We start from the raw sequence: 20467 nt of genomic DNA on the forward strand, positions 1-20467 counted from the left end.
ACGTTAGGAGAGCTGCCATTCCTTGATGAGGAGTGCTTTCAGGTCAGCCTGTCGCCTCTCGATCACTTCAGGAGTCCACACCGGTTCTTGGAGTACCTGGGTCGTCAGCGCAAAGACCGCGACACCTGAATTGGACGTGAAGTACGCTTCCTTCTTCTTCTCGAAGTCGTAGTTCTGCGCCTGCGAGTTCTTTCTGCGGTTCAACAACAGAAGATTTCCCAAGCGGTGAGTCCAATACTCACGCTCATCCTCGGTGAAATCCTGCAGCCAATCGCTACCTTCACTTGGCGTTTGTGGAAGGACATGCTCCACCGTGATCAAGTTGTGGTCGTATGAAGCACCTGGATCGTTAGCGAGTGCCGAATCAAGGCGCAACAGCACGTACTTGCGGATCCGCGTGTAGGTGTATAGCTCACCGTCGAGAGTGTGGATGCTCTCTTCCTTCTCGCGGTCGCTCAGTTCAAAGGCGGGCGAGTCAATACCGGTGCCCTCGACAAGTTGACTCAGTAGTTCCATGTAGCGTTGCGCACGCGGAGTCGCGTACAAGCGGCGCAACAACATGCTTGCTGCCAAGCGTTCCAGTTTCTGCAGGAATGCCTCAAGGAACACCGGATCGTCACCGTGGTGTTTGAGTGCCCATAGTGCAACCGGTCGCCAGTCATCGTTGTCCAACTGGCCGAGGCGCTTCAACCAGGCGTTGACTCCAGCCCAATCGGCTCCTGCGAAGTCGGCAGAGTTCAGGCGCACATCCGCACGTGCATACGGTTCGAGTACTTCTTTGATGAAGCCCTTACCGTCGTCGGCGAGCAGGTACTTATTCAGCACCTGTTCCGGGAACTCAGTCAGCAGGCTTCGCACCGCACGCGTCTGGCTGGAGACTGCTCGAATATAGAGGAACAGGTTTGCGAACTCGTCACGCCCCAAGTCTTCTTCGAGCTTCTCCCACAAGTCAGCGTAATGTTGCTTGTCTGAATCAGGGATCGCACCAATCACCTGCGACTTGAAAATATCGGAGGGCGCAAGAGGCATGCCACGCGAGTTCATCACCGAGAAGATGCGATAGGCCGAGTTCAGGTCAGGGGTAGAGACGGTGACCATGAAGGTTCTCGCACCCATCATCTTGAACAGAGCTTTCAACTGTTCCTGATCCCAGCCTTCAAGTTCAGCGCGCAGAGCCTTCGCGTTGTCTCGGATGGCGCGTTGGGAATCAGTCTCGGTGACGTTGTTGCTGATGTCCACCAGCTGCGCAGTCCCATCCACTGTTTGGACGTACTCATTGAAGAAACGTTTGTCGCGAGGTCGCAGGGCAAGCCGTGGAGTCGCGGGTTGGTCATCGTCCCACTCGACAGCTGGCTTCTCGAGGAACTCATGTATAGCTCGACTCATGTTCGGGTTATCAACCAGATCGCGCAAGACACCCAGAATTAGCGAGAGCGTCGTCAAACGCTGCTGACCGTCGATCACCTCTGACTTCGTGTCACCTTCCTCCTTGACGAGCACTACCGACCCCAAGAAGTAAGGCTCATCCGTGTCACGCTCCAGGGCGCTCTGCAAGTCAGACAGCAGTTGCATCGTCTCGTCAGTACCCCAGGTATAGGGACGCTGGTACTCCGGAATCACGAAGTCGAAGTCGTTCGAGAATAGCTTCCCGAGAGGAATTTCAGCGGCCTTGAGAGGCTGTCGCGTTGTCGCCATACCTTTAATCACCTATCGAATGAACGTTGCACCAGCATTATCCCAAATGCACCAATCAAGCAGCGAGTCGGTAGCCGCCGCTGAAATGTATCCAATCCGCTCGGAAAGTTTCTAGGTTGAAAAACACGTCCAGTTTACGATCGCCGTTCACATATACGGTCACATCTATGCCACCCATGGGGTTGTGTCTGATAGTGCCGTCATCGATGGTGTACGAATGGATGACGTCCCTGTCGGTGAATGCGAGGGGGTCATAGCCTTGCAAGGTTTCCCTGAAGGCTTTATCGGCTTCCTTGCTGTGTACGATCTGGCGCATGTCATTCTGCTGGCTTTGCTGCATGGCGAATACTCCTCCTGCGATGGCCGCGATGATCGCGATGATAATGCCGATGACGATGAGCGCGATCTTCCAGCCCTTGCGCTGTTTCGGCTGCAGTGCCGGCTGAAACGGTGACTGCGGCATGGACTGGAACGGCGGCTGCTGCGCCGGGCCGGGCATCGGCCCGAGTTCCTGCTGCGCTGGCGCTGGTGCAGCCCATGTCTGACTTGGAACCTGGTTTTGCGTCGGCTGCTGTGCCGATTCCTCTGCTGACATTTGGTTCAAGGCGCGTCTCCCCTCAACTACTCCCCTTAATTTACACCTCCGGGAAGGGCAGCGCTATCTCTCGCCCGGCGACGAAACGATGCGTGATGCTGCGGTCGTCGCCGGTGTAGATGTAGCGTTCGAGGCGTTCCTGCGGAGAGAGGCTGAGCGGATTGTCGTCTTCGCGGATGACGAGCGCATCGAAATCATAGCCCGGCTCGAAAGAACCGACTCGGCCGAAGAAGGCGCCGCTGGCCTTGGTGGCCATAGCGAAGGCCTCGGGCAGGCGCAGCGGGCGCTCGCCCTGATGCTCGGGCAGCATGCTGAGCATTTTCGACGCCTCGATCGACTGCACAATGTGATGGTTGATGTCGGGCACATGGCCGGCTCCGACATCGCTCGCGATGCTGATATTCAGGCCGTAGTCGAGGTCGCGGCGCACCGGCATGATGCCGCTGGTCAGATTCATATTCGACTGCGCACAATGCGCCAGGTACACGCGGCGTGCCTTGAGCAGTGCGCGCTCGCGCTCGCTCGTATGCACGCAGTGGGCCATGATCGTCCTGCCCTCAGGCATCAGGCCATAATGTTCGTAGACTTCGGCGTAGCTGGGGATGTCCGGATGCAGCTCGCGCACCCAGTCGATCTCGCCGAGGTTCTCGTCCAGATGCGACTGCACTGGCAGATCGTAGTGCTCGGCCAACTCGCCCAGGCCCTGCATCAGCTCGGGCGTGGTGGAGGGCACGAAGCGCGGCGTGATGATGAAGCCGATGTCTGGCGTGAGTTCGCGGGACTCTTCGATAAGTTCCTGCGTGGTGGCGAGGCTGTCGTCGGTGCTTTCAATGAGGCTTTCCGGCGCATTGCGATCCATGTTGACCTTGCCGATGACCGGGCGCAGGCCGGATTGCTGACTCAGGCGCATCAGCTCAAGCGTGGAGCCTGCGTGCAGCGTCGCAAACGCGCTGAATCGCAGGGTTCCCACGGACCAGAGCTTGTTCAGGAAGCGCTTGTACCAGCGCTGCGTTATCTCCGGGTCGGCGAAATTCGCCTCGGCCGGGAAGGTGTAGCGCTCAAGCCAGGGGAGCAGCTCGTAATCGAAGCCCAGCCCGGCTATCGGATACTGTGGCGCATGGATATGCAGGTCGTTGAACCCGGGGATGATGAGCGAGCCGCTGTAGTCGCTCACCGGCAGGTCTGCGTACTCGCTTGGCAGGTTTGAGGTGACCTGTTGCACCGTGCCGTTGGCGACAATGATGTAGCCGTCTTCGCATACTTCGAAGGCGTCCGGCGTGGGAGTGTGCAGGATGTCGCCTTTGATGATGCGGATGGCGGCGTGCGCAGCGGCGGGGATGTCCGGGATGCCGGTTGCGGCGTCGATGTCATTTTGGTGTGCGTCGTGCCGCGTTATGTTATCCATAAGTTCCGTCCCCTGTCGTGCGTTCCGCGTGTCGCCTGCGTGGTTCATCCGACGCCAAACCACAAGCTGCAAGCAAATGTCCAAAAGCTGGGAAAGAAGATATCACACGCATATGTTGCCTTGGAAAATCGAGAGTCGAAAAGGCTGAGTTATTACAATGCCATTCGGGCAGAAGATGACGACGTGCCAGACTTGCACGCGTTTTCTGCTCTACGCTGCAATGAGGCATATATCTGCTCCTTATCCGTGGTGCAATACGCAGGTCTTTTCAGGCCTATCTGCCTTATCTGTAGTGTAGATATCGTGGCATCGCTAATACAGGCGTCCGAGAATGGTGATTTCCTGCCATAAATACCTGGTGGATCAGGGGAAACGGCACTACAGGTAAGGCAGATGCATCTCTGCAAGTTCGGGATTGCACTACAGATGAAAGATAAGGTAGATAGCCCGTGCGCGATCTGCCCAAAGGGAAGGCAGGAGGGCGTTCAGGAAACTGGCACATCAGCGGTGCCATTCATGAAGGCGATTGCACTTGCAAGTTCATCAGCGGTATGGCGATACGCATCGTGGTGCCCTGATCGCTGGTCTGCGCCACGTCGATCCAGCCGTTGTAGCGCATGGCGATATCGCGGGCTAAGGCCAGCCCCAAGCCGTAGCCCTGATGCGAGGAGCCGGAATCGGCGCGGGAAAAGCGCTGGAAGAGCCGTTCGGGGTCGTTGCCGATGCCTTTGCCGTGGTCGCGCACGAGGATTTCGGCCTGATTCGACGGGCGTTCCTTCCGCGTGAAGCTGCCTCTGCTCGCTGCTTTGGACGCGTCGCCTATGCTGGTGGCATTACGCGCATTGCCTGGACCGACCGCTTCTGTCGCTTCGCTTGCTTGCATGGTTCGCACGCGCACGTCGATGGAGGAGCCGCGCGGCGAATGGGCGATGGCGTTGTCCAGCACGGCGACGATGCACCGCTCGATGCCGGTTTCGCCACCGCGCACGATGACCGGATGCGCAGGAGCAGCAAAATCGATGCGAACCGCTGCCTTGTCGGCCAGCAGCGCGACCGAATGAATCGCGCGACGGGCTGCTGCGATGACGTCGGTGGGAACATCCTGCCGGGCGCCCTGCGCCGCGAGCAGCAGGTCGTTGATCACGCTGTCCATACGGGAAACGTCGTCGCGCAGGTCGTTGATGACCGGGTCGAGCGCCTTGCCCTGCTGCAACCGGTGGTCGAGCAGCTCGGTGCGGGCGCCGATGACCGCGAGCGGCGTTTTGAGCTCATGGCTGGCGTCGGCCACGAAATTGCGCTGCAGTCGAAGCGCCTCCTGCATGGGGCGGATCTCCTGACGGGAGAAGAACCAGCCGACCGCTCCGGCGGCGAGGATGATGCCGATGGCGAAGAAAACGATGAGCAGCAGCGCCTTGCGGCTGTCGATGACCGAGGCCCCGTGGAATGCGGCCGGCAGATTCACGTCGTTGGGATTGATGTCATGCTCGCTGAGCTCGCGCCGCGACCCCCAAATGACGCCGATGATAAGCAGAATCGTGCCAATGAAAGTGATGACGCTCATCGTCAGCACGATGCGCAGGCTGATCGACCACGACGCCTTGTTGCCGGCGAGCGGGCTGGTAATGTGCGGCCTGCCGGCTGCGTGGATGCCAATTGCCTTGCTACTCGCGGAATCATCTGGTACTTCGGGTGCAGCCTTGGCGCTGCCATCGTGATCGTCTGGAGTTGCTATCGCACGTTTGATGTTGTCGCCATGCCCCGGGACCGATGCCCCCGACTCCCGTATCTTCATGATTCCTGAGCATTTTGGCGATTTCGCCGATTGCTGTAACCGCCCAGCCGTCTGCGATTCCGTTGTTTTCCAAGGCCCGCCATCCTTGGGTCCACCATCTCCAGCCGTACCATGCCCACGCTCGCTCATTCCTCCGGCCTTCCCAAGACATAGCCCTTTCCACGCACCGTGAGAATAATATCCCGGGTCGTTTTCTGGCGGATGTACGACACATAGGTGTCCACCGTGCCTTCCACCGCGTCGGGGCGAAAGGCGGTGCCCAGCAGTTCGGCGCGGCTGAACACGTGATCGGGCGAATCGCACATCACCTTGAGCAAGGCCGCTTCGGCGGCGGTGAGCGGCACCAGATCGCCTTGTGGGCTTTCCGCCATGGCGGTATGCGCGTGGAAGACCCAGTCGCCGATGCCGTACGAATCGCCGCGCTCGGCGTCGTACCCGCGCAGCATGGCCCGGAGCCGGGCGTCCAATTCCTTGAAGCTGAACGGTTTCGTGAGGTAGTCGTTCGCTCCGCCGTCTAAACCGTCGACAATGTCCCCGACCGCGCCCAGCGCGGTGAGGATCAGCACCGGCGTGGTGACGCCGCTGGCCCGCAGCGACCGCACGAGTTCCAGACCATCCATGTCGGGCAGCCGCCGGTCGACGATGGCCGCGTCGAAGGAGCCAGCCGCAAAGCGCGACTTCGCTTGAGCGCCCGACGTCACCCATTCCACGCGATACTCGTCATCGAGCAGTTCCTTGGTGATCTGCCCCAGCCGCTCGTCGTCCTCCAGCAGCAACAGCCGCGGCTGCAGCAGCTTCGCCGGGTCGTTCAGCGCGTATGAAGTCATCTGCTGCGTATCGTCCGTCATCGTCGCCTCGTCCTTCCATTGCCGGGTAATCGGTAAAATATGCTGTCGGTGCTGTCGGTGCTGTCGGTGCTGTCGGTGCTGTCGGCTGTGTCGACTGCACCGGTGCTATACGTATGTCCGCCGCCTACTGGCCTTGATGCCTGAGCACGATCACCGCTCTCGTCACTTTCGTCTCGTTCCGCGAGTCTGCCCCGTATAGCAAGTATAAAAAACATTGGTGATTCCATCATGCCAGCAGCATGCTGAGCGAATGCTAAGAAACCCGATGCTGTGTATGTTTCCATGTATCTATCGCCGTTATTTCGGGAGCGTGATTTTTCAACTGTAGGTCTCTCGGACGTTCGATGCCTGCTGGATTGCGCTATGCGTGTCAGGGCTACGTGTGGATATGGACTACGATGTGTGCAATTGTGCGATTTCGTGGCTCATGGAACCCGTCTGTGTGCGCCTCTTGGCTCCTTTGAAATCTATTCAGCAGATTTGGATGAATCATGTTGTTGCATACGCTGAGGCTCGTGAATTCTGGAACCTGTAAACGTTGGTATTCCGGCAAAACGCTATGTGCGATACTCGTGGTCTACTTCGGCAAGTGCTTAATAGACGAAAAAAGTGCTGAATAGGTGTTTGATGCCGGACATCAATCGTCTGCCAGTCGCGAATGTATGTAGAGCAACGGCTGCAGCGCCCGGTTGCACATCTATTAAGCACTTTTTCGACTATTAAGCAGATGCGAAAGTAGATGCTCAATATGCGTGCAACAGAATCGTTGAAATTCTGCCATTCTGCGAAATAGGACAATGCCGGTTACAGCCCCATGCAGGTTATAGTGCCCGGCAATCTGCTTAATTGATGAATGACGGATGATTGTCTAGGTGAGGAATCAGTGCGGGAACGATACCACGTCGACGCATTCGCAGAAATGAGTCCGCCGAGGCAAAGCCACGTATGAGATCTTCATAATTCTTGGATATAAAGAGTTGCAAGGCTTTGCATCATGGTGCAGTGCTGCTAGTGACGGACCGGAAGTGGTCTCAAGATGAACGACAGCGATATCCTTAGTGAACATTAAGGGTCATGACCCCATACTGGCGACGTGATGAATACGTCGAATGCATCGAATGACGTGCTGGGCAATCTGCGTCGCCGCGCCGCGCGCCCTGCTATCCGGCTACTGCTGATTGCCGCGCTTGCCGCCCTGATTGCAGTTGTGCCGCTTGGCCTGATGCTCAAGCGCAGCGCTTCGGATTACGCGGCGGAGATGGCGATGCTTGCGGAGATTCAGCGAGTGCCCGCTTGGCTTGTGGTGGTTTCCAAGGCTTGCGCGGCGCTCTATGCGCCGATGGTCATGGGGCCGGTGATGGCCGTGCTCGTCGGGGTAGTGCTGTGGCGATCGCGTAACGTGCGGGCGGCAGTGTGCGTGGCGCTAGTCGCTGCCACGCCCCTCGCCATGACGTTCGCCGTCAAGCTGATCGTACGGCGCAATAGACCGGCCACGCCCTTGGGCGTGCTGGCTCATGATCCAAGTTTTCCCAGCGGCCATGTCGCTACTGCGGTGGCATTGAGCGCTCTGCTGTTCGCTATCATGCGTATGCGTGCCAATGTGCGAAAGGCGCACGGCGTCGAGCTTTCGCCGCGCGGCCAATGGGTTTTGAGTGGCTTCGCCGCCGTTCTCCTTGTGCTGCCCGTCGTGGTCGCCGCCTCGCGACTCATCCTCGGCGTGCACTACCCGACCGACGTTCTCACATCACTGGTGCTGTGCTCGCTGATCAGCGCCAGCGCTTACTGCCTGTTCGCCCCGGAGAACGCCATGCAGATCGCGTAGCTGAAGTGCCGTTTTGCGGGGAGATGGCTTTCCGTGGAGAGACGACTTGCATTGGGGTAGGAGGTCCGACTGCACAATTCGTGCGCCGTCGCCTATTTTTTCGTGTCGTGGCGTGGGCGCATCGCGACGTGTGCATGTATCTGCGTTGTGTGTGGCGTTAACCTGGCCTTGCGGAGGTCTATCTGCGTTATGTGAGGCGTTACATCTGCGACACCCCGAGTAGTGCTGGCTGGAAATGGCGGTTTTGGAACGTCTGATACTTGGGTCTCTTCGAAATAGCGCCTCACATAACGCAGATAGACCTCCGCAGCACCCCAATAACGCTACACATAACGTTGATAGCCGATTTGGAGGACTTGGCGTCTCGCCGACTCTTCAACTTCTGAGGGGTTGGAATGATTGTTCTGCGTTGCGGCCATGCCGGATGCGCATTGCCTCGTTGCGTAGGATTCCAGCGCTGCGCGGAGATTGCGGGTTGGACGGCACAGGCAAATCCGACGGGCGTCCAAATGACTCGCTAAGAATTTGCTGAGAATCGCCGTTGAGTCGGCAGAGGGCAAGCGGCTTCGTAGGATGGTTCTTATGACTTCAGCAAGCGTGCCTCCTGCTACTGGGCCCTTCATAGCTGCGTCCTGCGCCGCGGCATCTTCCACGGCTGCGTCTTCTACGCCGACAGTGCTTCCAAAAGCAGCGCATCCGACAGCGCCGACACCCGCAGCCGCTGCTGCAACGACAGTACCTCCTGCTGCTATCAGGCTCGTGGTCGAGCATGCGAGCTGCCGGGTTCCGCAGCATACGACTGACGTTCATGCGCCACATTATGACGGGGCGAACGCGCTGCGCCGATTCTGGCTGTGGCTGCCGGGCAAGAGGCATGTTGAACATGGTGAGGCCAGTGCCAAGAGCGCCGGCGCCGAGGCCAACGCCGCAGCCGAGGCTAATGCGGTTGCCGAAGCCAATGCGGACGACCGCGCAACCATCTTCTGCGACCTCTCATTCGAACTGCACGCTGGGCAGATCGTCGATTTCATCGGACCTTCGGGCTCGGGCAAAAGCACGCTGCTCACTGCAATCGCCCGGCTCAACCCGTATGCCGTGGCCGAGATGACGCTCGACGGCGAAGACGTCGTGAGCATGACCCCGGAGCGATGGCGGAGGCTGGTGGCCTACGTGCCGCAACGGCCGACGCTGATTGGCGACACCGTGCGTGAGGCCATCATGATGCCGTATCGTCTGCGGGTGCATCAGCGTACCGATGACGACAGCACATCCGAGCGCCGTCCGAGCGAGGCGACCCTGCGCCGCACGCTCGATGAGGTCGGATGCGGTGACATCGAGCTTGACCGACCGCCGCAGGAGCTTTCGGTGGGCCAGCAGGCGCGGGTCTGCCTACTGCGGACCTTGCTGACCGACCCGAAGGTACTGCTTGCGGATGAGGTCGACGCTGGGCTGGACGACGAGAACGCCGACAAGGTGGGCGAAATGCTTGCCCATGCGGCGGGCAGGAATATGGCGATCATGCGCGTGCGGCACCGCGCCGCCGACGGACGGGCCTACCGCACGCTGCGGCTGCGCGACGGCGTGCTGAGCGAGGTGACCTTGACCCGCGAAGCGCAGCGCGGCAATTCGGACAAACCAAGTCCCGAGCCCGCTCATGCACAAGCCTCGCAATTCTCACAAATTTCACAGACTGCGCAAACTACACAGGCCTCACACAACGCGCAGGAAGGCGAGGATACGCGATGAGTACTGGAGCCATCACGGTCGCGTCAGCCCTTTCCTCAGCTGCTACGGCTACCACGGCCACTGCAGCAGCAGTCACCCCTACCGCAGCGGAGAGCTATCCCATCGACGTATGGGGCCTCGTCATTACCGTCGTCTTGGTCGCCATAGCGGCCGGGATGTCGATTGTCGTGCGGCTGGGTGTCGGCCGGCAGATGCTATGGGCGACGTTGCGCTCGCTGATTCAGCTGCTGGCGATGGGCTACGTCATCAAATTCGTTATCGAGGCGAATAATCCGTGGCTCGTGTTCGCGCTCGTCGCGGTGATGATTCTGGCGGCCATCCAGATCACGTTGAGCCGCGCTTCCAACATCCCCAAGGGCCTGGCGCTGGACGTGTTCCTGACGCTGCTGGTCGGCGCGCTGCTGCAGTTCGTCTTCGCCACTCAGCTGATTGTCCGTCCGCACCCGTGGTACGCGCCGCAGATCGTGGTGACGATGACGGGCATGCTGCTGGGCAATATGGTCGCCGCGATAGCCGTGGCGATGAGCCGTTTCTTCGACGATATGGCCTCGCGCCGGTACGAGATCGAGATGCTGCTCAGCCTCGGCGCCACACCCTTCGAGGCCGCGAAGCCGTCGATCATCTCCTCCGTGAAGCTCGGCATGATTCCCACGATTTCACAGCTGGCGTCCAGCGGCATCGTGCTGATTCCCGGCATGATGGCCGGTCAGGTCATCGCCGGAGCCGATCCGCTGACCGCAGCAAAATACCAGTTCGTAGTGCTGGCCATCATCAGTGCGCTGACGCTGCTGGCTGATTCGCTGATCATGCTGCTCGTCTACCGCAAGCCGTTCACCGCGCTGCACCAATACGTTCAGACGGCATAGCGTGCAAGTGTGTTGTCTTGGGGCATAGTTGACAGGCGTCTTGGGGCATGCCTTACACCGTTCGGCGGCGTCAAAGCCTCCGGCATTCGGACATCGACAGACCTTGACCGTATTCAGGACAAAAGGGCCTGCAAGGCACCGGCACACGCCGGCAGGCCATCAAAGGCCCGATCCGACGGGCGAAATGCGAGACCGGGCCCGCCCGGCCGCCGCAGGGATCGCAGCCGGCCACTGCACGAGAAACCGCGCAGACCCATCCCGACAGACGCACGCCCGACAGCCCACAGTTGTCAACCACTCCCCAAAACACCTGTCAACCATCCACCCGAACAAGACACGGCATAGCGTGCAGGTTTCTTAGGGTCTAAAGGTCATAGCGTCCCAAAGTCATAGCGCTCACAAGTCATAAGGTTCATCCGTCATACCATTCACTCCCCATCGCCTCCCGATTTCTTAGCATCGGCTCAGCCGCAGCCGGTTAGCATGAACATCGTCATGCGCACGGCGGGTTTCTGCATAGCACAGGTGTCCGCCGCGTGCAAGCGCCTGTTGATGGCCACTGTTTGATGGATACTGTTATATAGCCACCGAGCCGACTGGTTGACAACGATTGACTTATGGAGACTGATTGATGGACACTGACGCAATAGCAAACGCGACGCCGAATGGCGCTGGCACTGCACACGGCAAACCGCCTGTCGTGGGACTCGCCGGCTGGGAGGTCGAGGAGCGGCGGCAGCGCGGCGAGGGGGAGACCGGCGCGCAGAGCATCACCAAATCGGTGGGCGCGATTCTGCGTGAGAATATCTTCACGCTGTTCAACGCGCTCAACCTCGCCATCGCGATTATGCTGTTCGCGGTTGGTGCCTACTCGAATATGCTGTTTTTCGGCATTATTCTGCTCAATGTCATCATCGGCATCGCGCAGGAGCTCAAGGCCAAGAAGCTGGTCGACGAGCTGGCGATCCTCAACCAGCCGCATGCCATCGTCCTGCGCGACGGCGTGGAGACGAAGATTCCGGCCTCGCACATCGTCAAGGACGATATCCTCGTGCTCGACTCGGGGCAGCAGATCTGCAATGACGCCGTGGTGGTTTCCGGCACGCTGGAAGCCAACGAATCGCTGTTGACCGGGGAAAGCGATTCGGTCGACAAAGTCGCCGGCGACGAGCTGTTCTCCGGCAGTTCGGTGGTGTCGGGCCGCTGCTACGCGCGCGTGACCCATGTGGGCGACGACAATTACGCCAATTCGCTCATCAACGAGGTGCGGCGCGAGAAGCGCGTGCATTCCGAGCTGCTCGACTCGATGAACAAGGTCACGCGTTTCACCAGCTGGCTCATCATCCCGCTGGGCATCGCGCTGTTCTTGGAATCGACGCTGCTGCGGCACGGCGGCATGTACGATTCGGTCGTCTCGTCGTCCGCCGCGCTGCTGGGCATGCTGCCCAAGGGGCTGGTGCTGCTGATTTCCGTTTCGCTGGCCACGGGTGTCATCAGGCTGGCGAAGATGCGCATTCTCGTGCAGAACATCTATTCCTTGGAGACGCTGGCCCATGTGGATGTGCTGTGCCTCGACAAAACCGGCACGCTGACCGACGGCAATATGACCGTGGAGTCGGTGGTTGCGCTGAGTGGTGCAGATACGCTGAGTGGCATAGCCGTATTGAGCGCTGCCGACTCCGATAATGCAACGAATGCACTGAATGCTGCGGGTACGGCTGGAAGCGATGCCGGCACTGATACTGATACAGGTTCTCGGAACACGACAGGCGTGGCGGCGACTGCGGCTGCGGCAGGCAAGGGTGCAGCCGCGTTGGATGGGGATTTGCTGATGATATCCTATCTGACCGCGAGCGACGACAACAATGCCACGATATCCGCGCTGCGAAGCCACTGGCTTGGCGACGAGGCCGCAGCAGACAAGCCTATCGGCAAAAGCGGGGATGATGACGATGAGAAGGGCAGCGCCGGCATTAGCGATGTGCCTGCAGACGCAGTCGATGGCGGTGCCGAGCTGCGCACCCAGCCATCGGCGGATATCGCAGGCCAAGGCATCATGCTGCCCGAGTTGCCCGACGATGAAGCGCCGCAGGCTTCCGCTGCTTCACCGCAGGTACGCAATACATCCCAGCCGCTTCAGGCCAGCGGCAGCATCGCCTTCTCCTCGAAACGCAAATGGGGCGCCATCAGCTTTGCCGATGCGGGCACGGTGTTCCTGGGCGCTCCCGAGCGCATCCTCGGCGAGCTGCCGCAGGAAGCTCAGAACCTGATGCGCCAAGGCCTGCGAATCATCGCAGTTGGCTACCTGCCCGGCCAATGGAGTGACGAGGAGCAGCTCCCCAGCAATCTGCAGCCGCTGTATCTGATTGCGCTGAGCGACAACATCCGCACGCGCACCAAGGAGACGCTGCGGTATTTCCGCACCGAAGGCGTCGATGTGAAGGTCATCTCCGGCGACCATCCCGACACGGTCAGCGCCGTCGCCAAGCAGGCGGGGCTGGAACGCTGGAACGACGCGGTCGACATGTCCACGGTCGACGCCGATGCGCCGGATGAGGTCTTTGACGATTTATGCACGCAATATGCAGTATTCGCCCGCGTGACGCCCAAGCAGAAGCGCCTGCTCGTCCAAGCCCTGCAGCGGGCCGGGCATCAGGTCGCCATGACCGGCGACGGCGTCAACGACCTGCTGGCCCTGCGCGAGGCCGATTGTTCGATCGCGATCGCCTCCGGCTCTGATGCGGCCCGCCAGATCTCGCAGGTCGTGCTACTGGACTCGGATTTCACCTATCTGCCGCATGTCGTGCTGGAAGGCCGCAAGGTCGTCAACAATGTGACGCGCACGGCCGCAGTGTTCTTCATCAAGACGACCTACTCGGTACTGGTGTCGCTGTTCTGCCTCGCGCTCAACATGCCCTTCCCCTTCATCCCGATTCAGATCACGCTCGTTGACGCATTCATCGAGGCATGGCCGTCGTTCCTGACGATCTTCGAATCGAGCACCGCGCGCATCCGGGGCAGGTTCCTGCCCACCGCGCTGCGTTCAGCGGCTCCATTCGCCGTAGCCGTCACCGGCATCATCGTCGTCACGAGCCTGATCGCGCCCTTCGGCGCGCTGCAGAACCAGACCACCATGTTCGTGCTGCTCATTGCCACTTCTATGGTCGCGGTCGTCCGAAGCTGTATCCCCTTCACCCGCCTGCGCGCCTTCGTCTGCGTGACGATGGCCCTCGGTGCGCCTGCCGCGCTGCTCGTGCTGCCGAAGCTGTTCCAGGTCGTCGCGATCACCGCGCCGATGTGGGCGTACATCGCCGTGGCTTTCGCCGCAGCGATGGTGTTTCTGCTTGTGGTCAGCTTGGTGCAGCGTGCTATGTCTTCTCGATGATTGCGTTTTCCAAATACTGTGTCTTCTCGGTAATCGTGTCTTCCCAATACTGTGCTTCCTCAATACTGTGCTTCCTCAATACTGTGCTTCCTCAATGATTATGGCTTCAGGTCACGAGTCTGCACGATGAGTGCGGGTAGGGCGCATTGCGATTCTTCTCATGGGCAAGACGTCTTTTGGCAGGGTTGCCTAGGATCGCCGGTGTGCGGCAGTCCATCGGCGATCGGTAATACGACAATGCCGCGAGGAGTAACGACATTGCGCGAGGGAAGCTCCCCGCCAGAAGCTCGATATCCGCTTATTCCACAGGGGTGAACGGATATCGAGCATTCTTGTGACTTGGTTATGGTCTGCTTTCGCCGGCCCTACCAGTAGCGGTAGCTGGCCGATTCGGCCGAGGATGCTGACGATTGCTGTCGCATTTTCGCGTTGAATGCTCGCTGCTGCTGGTTAGCACCGTGTAGGTTAACGCTGTGTAGATCAAACAGATGATCGACCGGGCCGTGGCCGGTTTCCGGATGCCGGCTCAGCCGCCAATCGGCACCGGCTTCGATGGCCCGATGCAGGTAATCGCGCGCATTGGCGACGGCTGCTGGCGAAACGCCGGTAGCCCTGGTGTCGCCATGCAGAGCGGCGCTGGCTGCGATGGCCGAGCTGAGCGTGCAGCCGGTGCCGTGCGTGTTGCGCGTACGAATTCTCGGACTGGCGAATCGCGCGACGCCCTCCGCACTTGCCAGCACATCGGTAAGCACGTCGTCATTCAGATGCCCGCCTTTGACCAGTGCCGAACGAGCTCCGGCCGACACCAGTGCGCGGGCCTGCTGCTCCAAGTCATCGGCATTGTGCGCCGTGGGCACATCGTCGCCCAGCAGCACAGCCGTTTCGGGCAGGTTGGGCGTAACGATGTCGGCAAGGCGCATAAGCCGCGTGCGGATGACAGCCACCGCATCCTCTTCGAGCAGCCGGTCGCCGGAGGTCGCCACCATGACCGGGTCGAGCACCACAAGTCCGAACTCCTCGCGACGCTCTTCAATCACGTCCGCGACAGCGTTGGCCACAGCAGCATTGGACAGCATGCCCAGTTTGGTCGCAGCGATTGGCAGATCGTCCAATACTGCATCGATCTGGTCACGCACGAGCTGCGGATTGACAGCTATCGCCTGGCGCACGCCCTGCGTGTTCTGCACGGTGAGGCCCGCCAGTGCCGCCGCGCCGTAGACGCCAAGCGCGCTGAATGTTTTGAGGTCCGCCTGCGTGCCTGCGCCGCCGCTGGGGTCGGAGCCTGCGATGCTGAAGGTGACGGGTGGCTGCTGGACCGTGTGTTGCATGACTGTGTGTTGCATGATTGCTTCTTTCTTCATTAATAAGGGATGCCATTGTTCCCCGATTTGGGGGCGATCGGCTGAACAATGACCGGCTGGTTGGTTGTGCTGCAATGGGCCGAATCCGAAGCGTGCAGACTTCGTGATACCGACCGTTGAATATGAATATGTATGCGATTCGGTCAGACGGAAGCGCTGGAATCGTCCCATGCTTTCAGCAGCTCGGCAGCGGCCTGCTGCGGATCGGGACGCGCGGCGATTGCCGAAACGACGCAGATGCCATCGACTCCGGTGCCGATAACCGAGCGAACATTGCCGTGGCTGATGCCGCCAATGGCAACCGTTTTCGCTCGTCTATTGGTCTGCTGCACAAGCGTTGCGGCTCCGTCAAGGCCCAAGGCCGCTTCGGTGTCGGTTTTGGTGGGCGTGTCCCAGATAGGAGACAGCCCCAGCACATCGGCGCTCTGGGCGGCAAACTCGGCGTCGAGTTCTGTCTGGTTGGAGATCGACAGGCCGATGAGCAGCCCGTCGCCAAGCCTGCGACGCGCCTCGCGAATGTCGCCGTCGGACTGGCCCATATGCACATTGAGCCCAAGCTCTTCGGCCACCTCAAGCCGGTCGTTGACCACCAGCGCCGCCTGCCTGCCGCAGCGCTCATATGCCCGCTGATTGGCCGTGACGCAGGCTTTCGTAAGCGCAAGAAAATCATCGTGCGGCAGCGTTTTGTCGCGAATTTGCACAACGCCCGCGCCCCCAATTACCGCCTGCTCCACGAACCACGGCACCCGCTCAGGGCCGCCCGCAAGCGGCGTATCGGTCACGAAATACAATCGCCAGTCCACGCTGTCAGCGAGGCCGGGCTTCGCCGTCGTCATGATTCCTCGATTGCCGCGAGCCGGACGACTTCGTCGGGCTTCACGGTGTACAGCGCATCAATCCATGCGGTGCGGAAGCTGGCCGGGGCGCTCGCCTGACGATCGGCCAGCGTGCCTGCCGCTGCGAACAGCGCGTGCGCTGCCACGACGCCGTCATGGTCGGTCAGCTGCGCCGATCGGGCTGCGGCTATGCAGGCGGCGACCACTGCGCCGAGCGAGCAGCCAGTGCCTACGACAAGCGGCATCAGCGGGCTTCCGCCGGTGATGCGCGTGGTGCGGTCGGGCGAGATCACGACATCGGTCGGGCCGGAAATCGCCACGACAGCGCCGCTGGATTGTGTCAACGAGCGGGCTGCGCCAAGAGCGGCCTCGACCTCATCCGTGGCGTCGACGCCACGGCCGCCCGCGCTTTCGCCGGTCAGTCCCAGAATCTCCGAGGCGTTGGCGCGTACGGCGGCGGGATGGTGCTGCAGCACTTCCCGCGCCAGTGCGGTGCGTACCGGCAGGCCGCCCACGGCCACCGGATCCAAAATCCACGGCGTATGCGCGGACTCAGCGGCATCGACCGCGAGCCGCATGCCCTGATGCTGCTCGCCCAAGCCGTTGCCGACGTTGATGAGCAGGGCGGACGCGAGACCGGCGAAAACCCGCGCATCCTCCGGCAGATCGATCATGGCGGGCGCGGCGCCTATCGCCAGCAATACGTTGGCGGTGATTTCGGGCACAACGCTGTTCGTCATGCAATGGACGAGCGGCGTCGTCGCGCGGACGTTTTCGAGTATGCGGATGACCTGAGTCATATGGCTCCCTTCGCTAGCACTGTCTAGATCAGGTGTTGCGGGTGTGTTCTCAGCCCTTGCGGGCACCCCGGCACTTCGGGAGCCATACTAGCACGCGCACGGCCCGTTCCCAAGGCCGCTGCAGTGCACGATGCGGCTTTTCATGGTGTGCTATGTGCGGAGTCAAGTGGAGGCGTGCATTTTCGCGGTGCTCGGGTGCTCGAAATCCTGTAATGCCTCGTGAACAATCGGGTATCTCACTTATGTGTGGCGTTATTCCAAGCCCGCGGAGGTCTATCTGCGTTATGTGAGGCGCTATTTCTCGGGGAGTCGGGTATCGGGTGGCTTAGAACCGCCGTTTTCGGCCAGCGGTACTCGGGGTGCCAAGGTATTAACGCCTCACACAACGCAGATAGATCTGGGCGAGGTCAACTTAACGCCTCACATAACGCAGATACCTGCATAAACTGGAAAATTAAACATGCTGCAGCATGAAAACACATAAGTAATTGTGCGGTTCGCTTGGGTTCGTGCGTGCAAGCCGATAGATATGGTTCTGCGGCCCTTGCTTGAAACGCAAGGGCCGCAGAACTCGGATGTGCTGCGCGGGGGCGGGGAGAAGCGGAATATCGCTACTATCTACCGCCGCTACCGTCTACCGCGCCCGCACGATGGATGTGATCTTGGCGATCGCGTAGATGCAGGCGCAGGTCAGCGCGACGAAGAACCCGACCGGCATATCGGTGACGACAGACAGCGCAATCGACAGCCACATGCACAGCAGCGAGAACACGCAGGACAGGATGCCTGCACGCACTGGCCGCGAGCATAGCAGGCAGGCGGCGGCGGGCGGCGCCACGAGCAGACTGAATAGCAGCATGGCGCCGACGACCGGCACGCTGGCCGTGGTGACGGCGGCGATGACCAAGGTGAACACGAATTCGATGACGCCGTTGTGGATGCCACGCGCCTCGGCAAGCTCCGGCATAACCGAGCTGAGCAACAGCGGCCGGGCGATAATCGCCACGACGATGATGCCAAAAATGGCGAGCGCGGTCATAAGCACCAGATCAGAGTCCGCGACCGCGAGCACTTGGCCGAAGAGCAACGCATAGACCTGATTCGTATAGTTGCCGCCGAGACTGAGCAGGAACGCGCCGCCGGCGAGCAGAAAGACGAGCGTCGGCGCGATGACGGTGTCACGACGTTGCCTCTTCCTGCCGAGCAAGGAGATGCCAACTGCTGCGGCGAGGGCGGCCAAGCCCATGCCGACGACTGAACTGACGCCAAGGTATATGGCTGCGGCAGCCCCGGCGAACGAGCCATGCGGTATCGCATGCGCAAGAAACGAGTCGCCGCGCAGCACGACGAATATGCCGATGATGCCGGCGCTCAGCGCTACGACGGTTCCGGCGATCCAGGTATTGGCAAGATATGCGTCAAACATTGGCGACCGCCGCCTTCTGGCTGCGGCCGCCGGCCGTATGATCGTGCTTGCGATCGCGGCCGAGGCTGCGGCGACTGCGTTGGTCGCGCAACCAGCTCGCCAGCCGCGAGAGCAGATAGCAGACCGTGACCAGCGCCACGATGCAGAAGCTCACCGACCATGAATGCCCGTGCATCCACGAATAGCTTTCATATGAGATCACAATGCCGCCCCACACGCAGAACAGGCCCGATGCGCAGGCGATAATCATCGAGTTCTTCACGCGCTTGGCCAGCAGCAGCCCGCAGGATGCCGGGCCGATCAGCAAAGCCGTGGACAGCACGGCGCCGACGGATATGGAACTCAGCGCGACGCTGAGCGCCAGCACGACCATGAATGCGGCATTGGTCGCGCCGGTTGCGACGCCGCGCGCGTGAGCCAGCTGCGGCGCGACGGTGGAGAACAATGCCGGACGCCAGATGATCACCAGCATCAGCAGGCACAGAGCCGACAATATGATGACCACCGGCACGACGCCCGGGCTGATGGCGAAGAGCGATCCGAACAGCACGTTGACCGAGGCGCTTGCACCTGAAGGACGCATGGTGGACAGGCTCAGGAACAGCGAGGTGAGGCCCATGCCAGTGGCGAGCATGATGCCAGTGGATATGTCGCGTCCGCGCAGGCGTTCGATGCCTATGGCATGCATGCCCAGCGCCGCGATGATGCTGGCCACCACGAAACCCCACAGTTGATTGACTCCCAGCAGGAAAGCGGCGGAGCCGCCCACCGAGGCGAGGTCGGTCAGCGAGTGCCCGGCGAAGGATTGCCCGCGCAGCACGGTCAGCACGCCGACCAGCGCGGTCGCGATCACCACGACGGAGCCGACGATCAGGGCCGTGCGCACCTCCGGAACCGCCCAAAGCGCACTGAAGCCGCTTGCCGACAACGTGGACGATGCTGATGAGGCGGACGATGCGGGCGATGAGGTCCGTGTGGGTAAAGATTGTGCAAGCATGATAGGCGATACGTTAGAGACGGCCATCTGGCGAACCGCCTTCCTGCGTTTCGGCGCTTTCGGAATTTTCAGCGCCGCTGTATTCCGCAGCGTGGTGACCTGGCTCGCCGCCCTCATCGGCCAGCACCACAATGCGGCCCTGCGTGCGCAGCACGGTGATCGGGTGCTGATACAAATCGCTGAGCGCGTCGGTGCGAATCACCTCATCGGTGCGCCCGAACGCTGAGCGGCCCTGCGCGAGATACACCACGCGATCCAGCACCCCGAGCAGCGGATTGATATCGTGCGCGGAAAGAATGATGCCAATGCCGTTTGCGTTGCGGATATGGTCGAGCAATACGACGATATCCGCGCTGTTGGCCGGATCGAGGTTCGCCAAGGGCTCATCGAGCAGCAGCAGGGCGGGGTCGGCGACGATGGCGGCTGCGATCATGATGCGCTGCTGCTGGCCGCCGGAGAGCCTGCCCACAGGCCGGTCGGCGTATTCCAGCGCTCCGACCCCCTCCAGCGCGTGCTCGACCCGCTCCCAGAAATGGCGGCCGCGCAGCGAGACGCCAAGTCTGTGCCCATCAAGTCCCAGCGCGACGAAGTCTTTGGCCAGCAGCGGCAGATCCGGGTCCAGCGCTATTTTCTGCGGCACGTAGCCGATTTCACCGGTACGCGTGCCCTTGTGGCCAAGCACGTCGACGCTGCCTTCAAGCGGCGTGATATCGCCGAGAATGGTTTTGAGCAGCGTGGTTTTGCCGGCGCCGTTTGAGCCGATCAGTCCCACGAACTCGCCTCGGGCCACGTTCAAGTCAATGCCGTTGAGAATGCTCCGGCCTCCGAGCGATACTCGGAGGCCGGAGATGTTCAGCAACGGGCGATTGGTATCGTCAGTTGGCTTCATGGGT

The 20467-nt window shown here is 60.7% G+C and carries 15 protein-coding genes and 1 riboswitch; of the genes, 4 read left to right on the forward strand and 11 right to left on the reverse strand.

Features of this window, described 5'->3' with window-relative positions; all coding sequences use genetic code 11:
* Nucleotides 1-3 precede the first annotated feature (3 nt).
* The 5 genes from BISU_RS00185 to BISU_RS00205 all read right to left on the reverse strand — a co-directional run bounded on the left by BISU_RS00185 (nucleotide 4) and on the right by BISU_RS00205 (nucleotide 6335).
* The gene (locus BISU_RS00185; protein ID WP_024464103.1) at nucleotides 4-1695 is read right to left on the reverse strand and encodes a DUF262 domain-containing protein; all 1692 of its coding nucleotides are present in this window, start codon (nucleotides 1693-1695) and stop codon (nucleotides 4-6) included.
* A gap of 55 nt (nucleotides 1696-1750) precedes the next feature.
* On the reverse strand, nucleotides 1751-2290 hold the full coding sequence (locus tag BISU_RS00190; RefSeq protein WP_081672778.1) for a DUF1310 family protein: 540 nt from the start codon (nucleotides 2288-2290) through the stop codon (nucleotides 1751-1753).
* A gap of 40 nt (nucleotides 2291-2330) precedes the next feature.
* Complete coding sequence (locus BISU_RS00195) at nucleotides 2331-3695, reverse strand: amidohydrolase family protein (RefSeq protein WP_081672777.1); 1365 nt, start codon at nucleotides 3693-3695, stop codon at nucleotides 2331-2333.
* A gap of 514 nt (nucleotides 3696-4209) precedes the next feature.
* Nucleotides 4210-5487, reverse strand: a complete 1278-nt coding sequence (locus BISU_RS00200) for a sensor histidine kinase (protein WP_024464100.1) — start codon at nucleotides 5485-5487, stop codon at nucleotides 4210-4212.
* 125 nt (nucleotides 5488-5612) lie between these two features.
* On the reverse strand, nucleotides 5613-6335 hold the full coding sequence (locus tag BISU_RS00205; RefSeq protein WP_024464099.1) for a response regulator transcription factor: 723 nt from the start codon (nucleotides 6333-6335) through the stop codon (nucleotides 5613-5615).
* A gap of 1096 nt (nucleotides 6336-7431) precedes the next feature.
* Here BISU_RS00205 and BISU_RS00210 point away from each other — a divergent pair.
* The 4 genes from BISU_RS00210 (at nucleotide 7432) to BISU_RS11435 (ending at nucleotide 14154) form a co-directional block, all read left to right on the forward strand.
* Nucleotides 7432-8157, forward strand: coding sequence for a phosphatase PAP2 family protein (locus tag BISU_RS00210; RefSeq protein WP_024464098.1), 726 nt, complete (start codon nucleotides 7432-7434; stop codon nucleotides 8155-8157).
* 759 nt (nucleotides 8158-8916) lie between these two features.
* Nucleotides 8917-9903, forward strand: a complete 987-nt coding sequence (locus BISU_RS11835; RefSeq protein WP_024464097.1) for an ABC transporter ATP-binding protein — start codon at nucleotides 8917-8919, stop codon at nucleotides 9901-9903.
* A complete protein-coding gene (locus BISU_RS00220; protein WP_024464096.1) occupies nucleotides 9900-10769 on the forward strand; it encodes an ABC transporter permease in 870 nt (289 codons plus the stop codon). Before BISU_RS11835 ends, BISU_RS00220 begins: the two co-directional genes overlap by 4 nt.
* Nucleotides 10770-11400: 631 nt before the next feature.
* Entirely contained in the window at nucleotides 11401-14154 is a 2754-nt protein-coding gene (locus tag BISU_RS11435) for a cation-translocating P-type ATPase (RefSeq protein WP_024464095.1), read from the forward strand.
* A 365-nt stretch (nucleotides 14155-14519) separates the two neighbouring features.
* Here BISU_RS11435 and thiD read toward each other — a convergent pair whose 3' ends face one another.
* The 6 genes from thiD to BISU_RS00255 form a co-directional block, all read right to left on the reverse strand.
* Nucleotides 14520-15497, reverse strand: a complete 978-nt coding sequence (gene thiD, locus BISU_RS00230) for a bifunctional hydroxymethylpyrimidine kinase/phosphomethylpyrimidine kinase (protein WP_169472541.1) — start codon at nucleotides 15495-15497, stop codon at nucleotides 14520-14522.
* A 161-nt stretch (nucleotides 15498-15658) separates the two neighbouring features.
* Nucleotides 15659-16351 carry a thiamine phosphate synthase gene (thiE, locus tag BISU_RS00235; RefSeq protein ID WP_024464093.1) on the reverse strand — a complete coding sequence of 231 codons (693 nt, stop codon included), beginning with the start codon at nucleotides 16349-16351 and terminating at the stop codon, nucleotides 15659-15661.
* A complete protein-coding gene (gene thiM, locus BISU_RS00240) occupies nucleotides 16348-17151 on the reverse strand; it encodes a hydroxyethylthiazole kinase (protein ID WP_024464092.1) in 804 nt (267 codons plus the stop codon). The genes thiE and thiM overlap by 4 nt, the downstream gene beginning before the upstream one ends.
* Nucleotides 17140-17231, reverse strand: a riboswitch (TPP riboswitch). It overlaps the preceding gene by 12 nt.
* Before the next feature lie 554 nt (nucleotides 17232-17785).
* The gene (locus tag BISU_RS00245; RefSeq protein WP_024464091.1) at nucleotides 17786-18577 is read right to left on the reverse strand and encodes a metal ABC transporter permease; all 792 of its coding nucleotides are present in this window, start codon (nucleotides 18575-18577) and stop codon (nucleotides 17786-17788) included.
* Entirely contained in the window at nucleotides 18570-19505 is a 936-nt protein-coding gene (locus BISU_RS00250; RefSeq protein WP_202805528.1) for a metal ABC transporter permease, read from the reverse strand. The genes BISU_RS00245 and BISU_RS00250 overlap by 8 nt, the downstream gene beginning before the upstream one ends.
* A gap of 82 nt (nucleotides 19506-19587) precedes the next feature.
* The gene (locus BISU_RS00255) at nucleotides 19588-20463 is read right to left on the reverse strand and encodes a metal ABC transporter ATP-binding protein (RefSeq protein WP_024464089.1); all 876 of its coding nucleotides are present in this window, start codon (nucleotides 20461-20463) and stop codon (nucleotides 19588-19590) included.
* Nucleotides 20464-20467 lie beyond the last annotated feature (4 nt).

The organism is Bifidobacterium subtile (assembly GCF_000741775.1).
GTDB lineage: Bacteria > Actinomycetota > Actinomycetes > Actinomycetales > Bifidobacteriaceae > Bifidobacterium > Bifidobacterium subtile.

Excerpts from the sequence above, each read along its gene's own strand:
- BISU_RS00205 (WP_024464099.1), bottom strand. The coding sequence starts at position 6,335 with ATGACGGACGATACGCAGCAGATGACTTCATACGCGCTGAACGACCCG.
- BISU_RS00190 (WP_081672778.1), bottom strand. The coding sequence starts at position 2,290 with ATGTCAGCAGAGGAATCGGCACAGCAGCCGACGCAAAACCAGGTTCCA.
- thiE (WP_024464093.1), bottom strand. The coding sequence starts at position 16,351 with ATGACGACGGCGAAGCCCGGCCTCGCTGACAGCGTGGACTGGCGATTG.
- BISU_RS00210 (WP_024464098.1), top strand. The coding sequence starts at position 7,432 with ATGAATACGTCGAATGCATCGAATGACGTGCTGGGCAATCTGCGTCGC.
- thiD (WP_169472541.1), bottom strand. The coding sequence starts at position 15,497 with ATGCAACACACAGTCATGCAACACACGGTCCAGCAGCCACCCGTCACC.
- thiM (WP_024464092.1), bottom strand. The coding sequence starts at position 17,151 with ATGACTCAGGTCATCCGCATACTCGAAAACGTCCGCGCGACGACGCCG.
- BISU_RS00185 (WP_024464103.1), bottom strand. The coding sequence starts at position 1,695 with ATGGCGACAACGCGACAGCCTCTCAAGGCCGCTGAAATTCCTCTCGGG.
- BISU_RS00245 (WP_024464091.1), bottom strand. The coding sequence starts at position 18,577 with ATGTTTGACGCATATCTTGCCAATACCTGGATCGCCGGAACCGTCGTA.
- BISU_RS00200 (WP_024464100.1), bottom strand. The coding sequence starts at position 5,487 with ATGAAGATACGGGAGTCGGGGGCATCGGTCCCGGGGCATGGCGACAAC.
- BISU_RS00195 (WP_081672777.1), bottom strand. The coding sequence starts at position 3,695 with ATGGATAACATAACGCGGCACGACGCACACCAAAATGACATCGACGCC.
- BISU_RS00220 (WP_024464096.1), top strand. The coding sequence starts at position 9,900 with ATGAGTACTGGAGCCATCACGGTCGCGTCAGCCCTTTCCTCAGCTGCT.
- BISU_RS11435 (WP_024464095.1), top strand. The coding sequence starts at position 11,401 with ATGGACACTGACGCAATAGCAAACGCGACGCCGAATGGCGCTGGCACT.
- BISU_RS00255 (WP_024464089.1), bottom strand. The coding sequence starts at position 20,463 with ATGAAGCCAACTGACGATACCAATCGCCCGTTGCTGAACATCTCCGGC.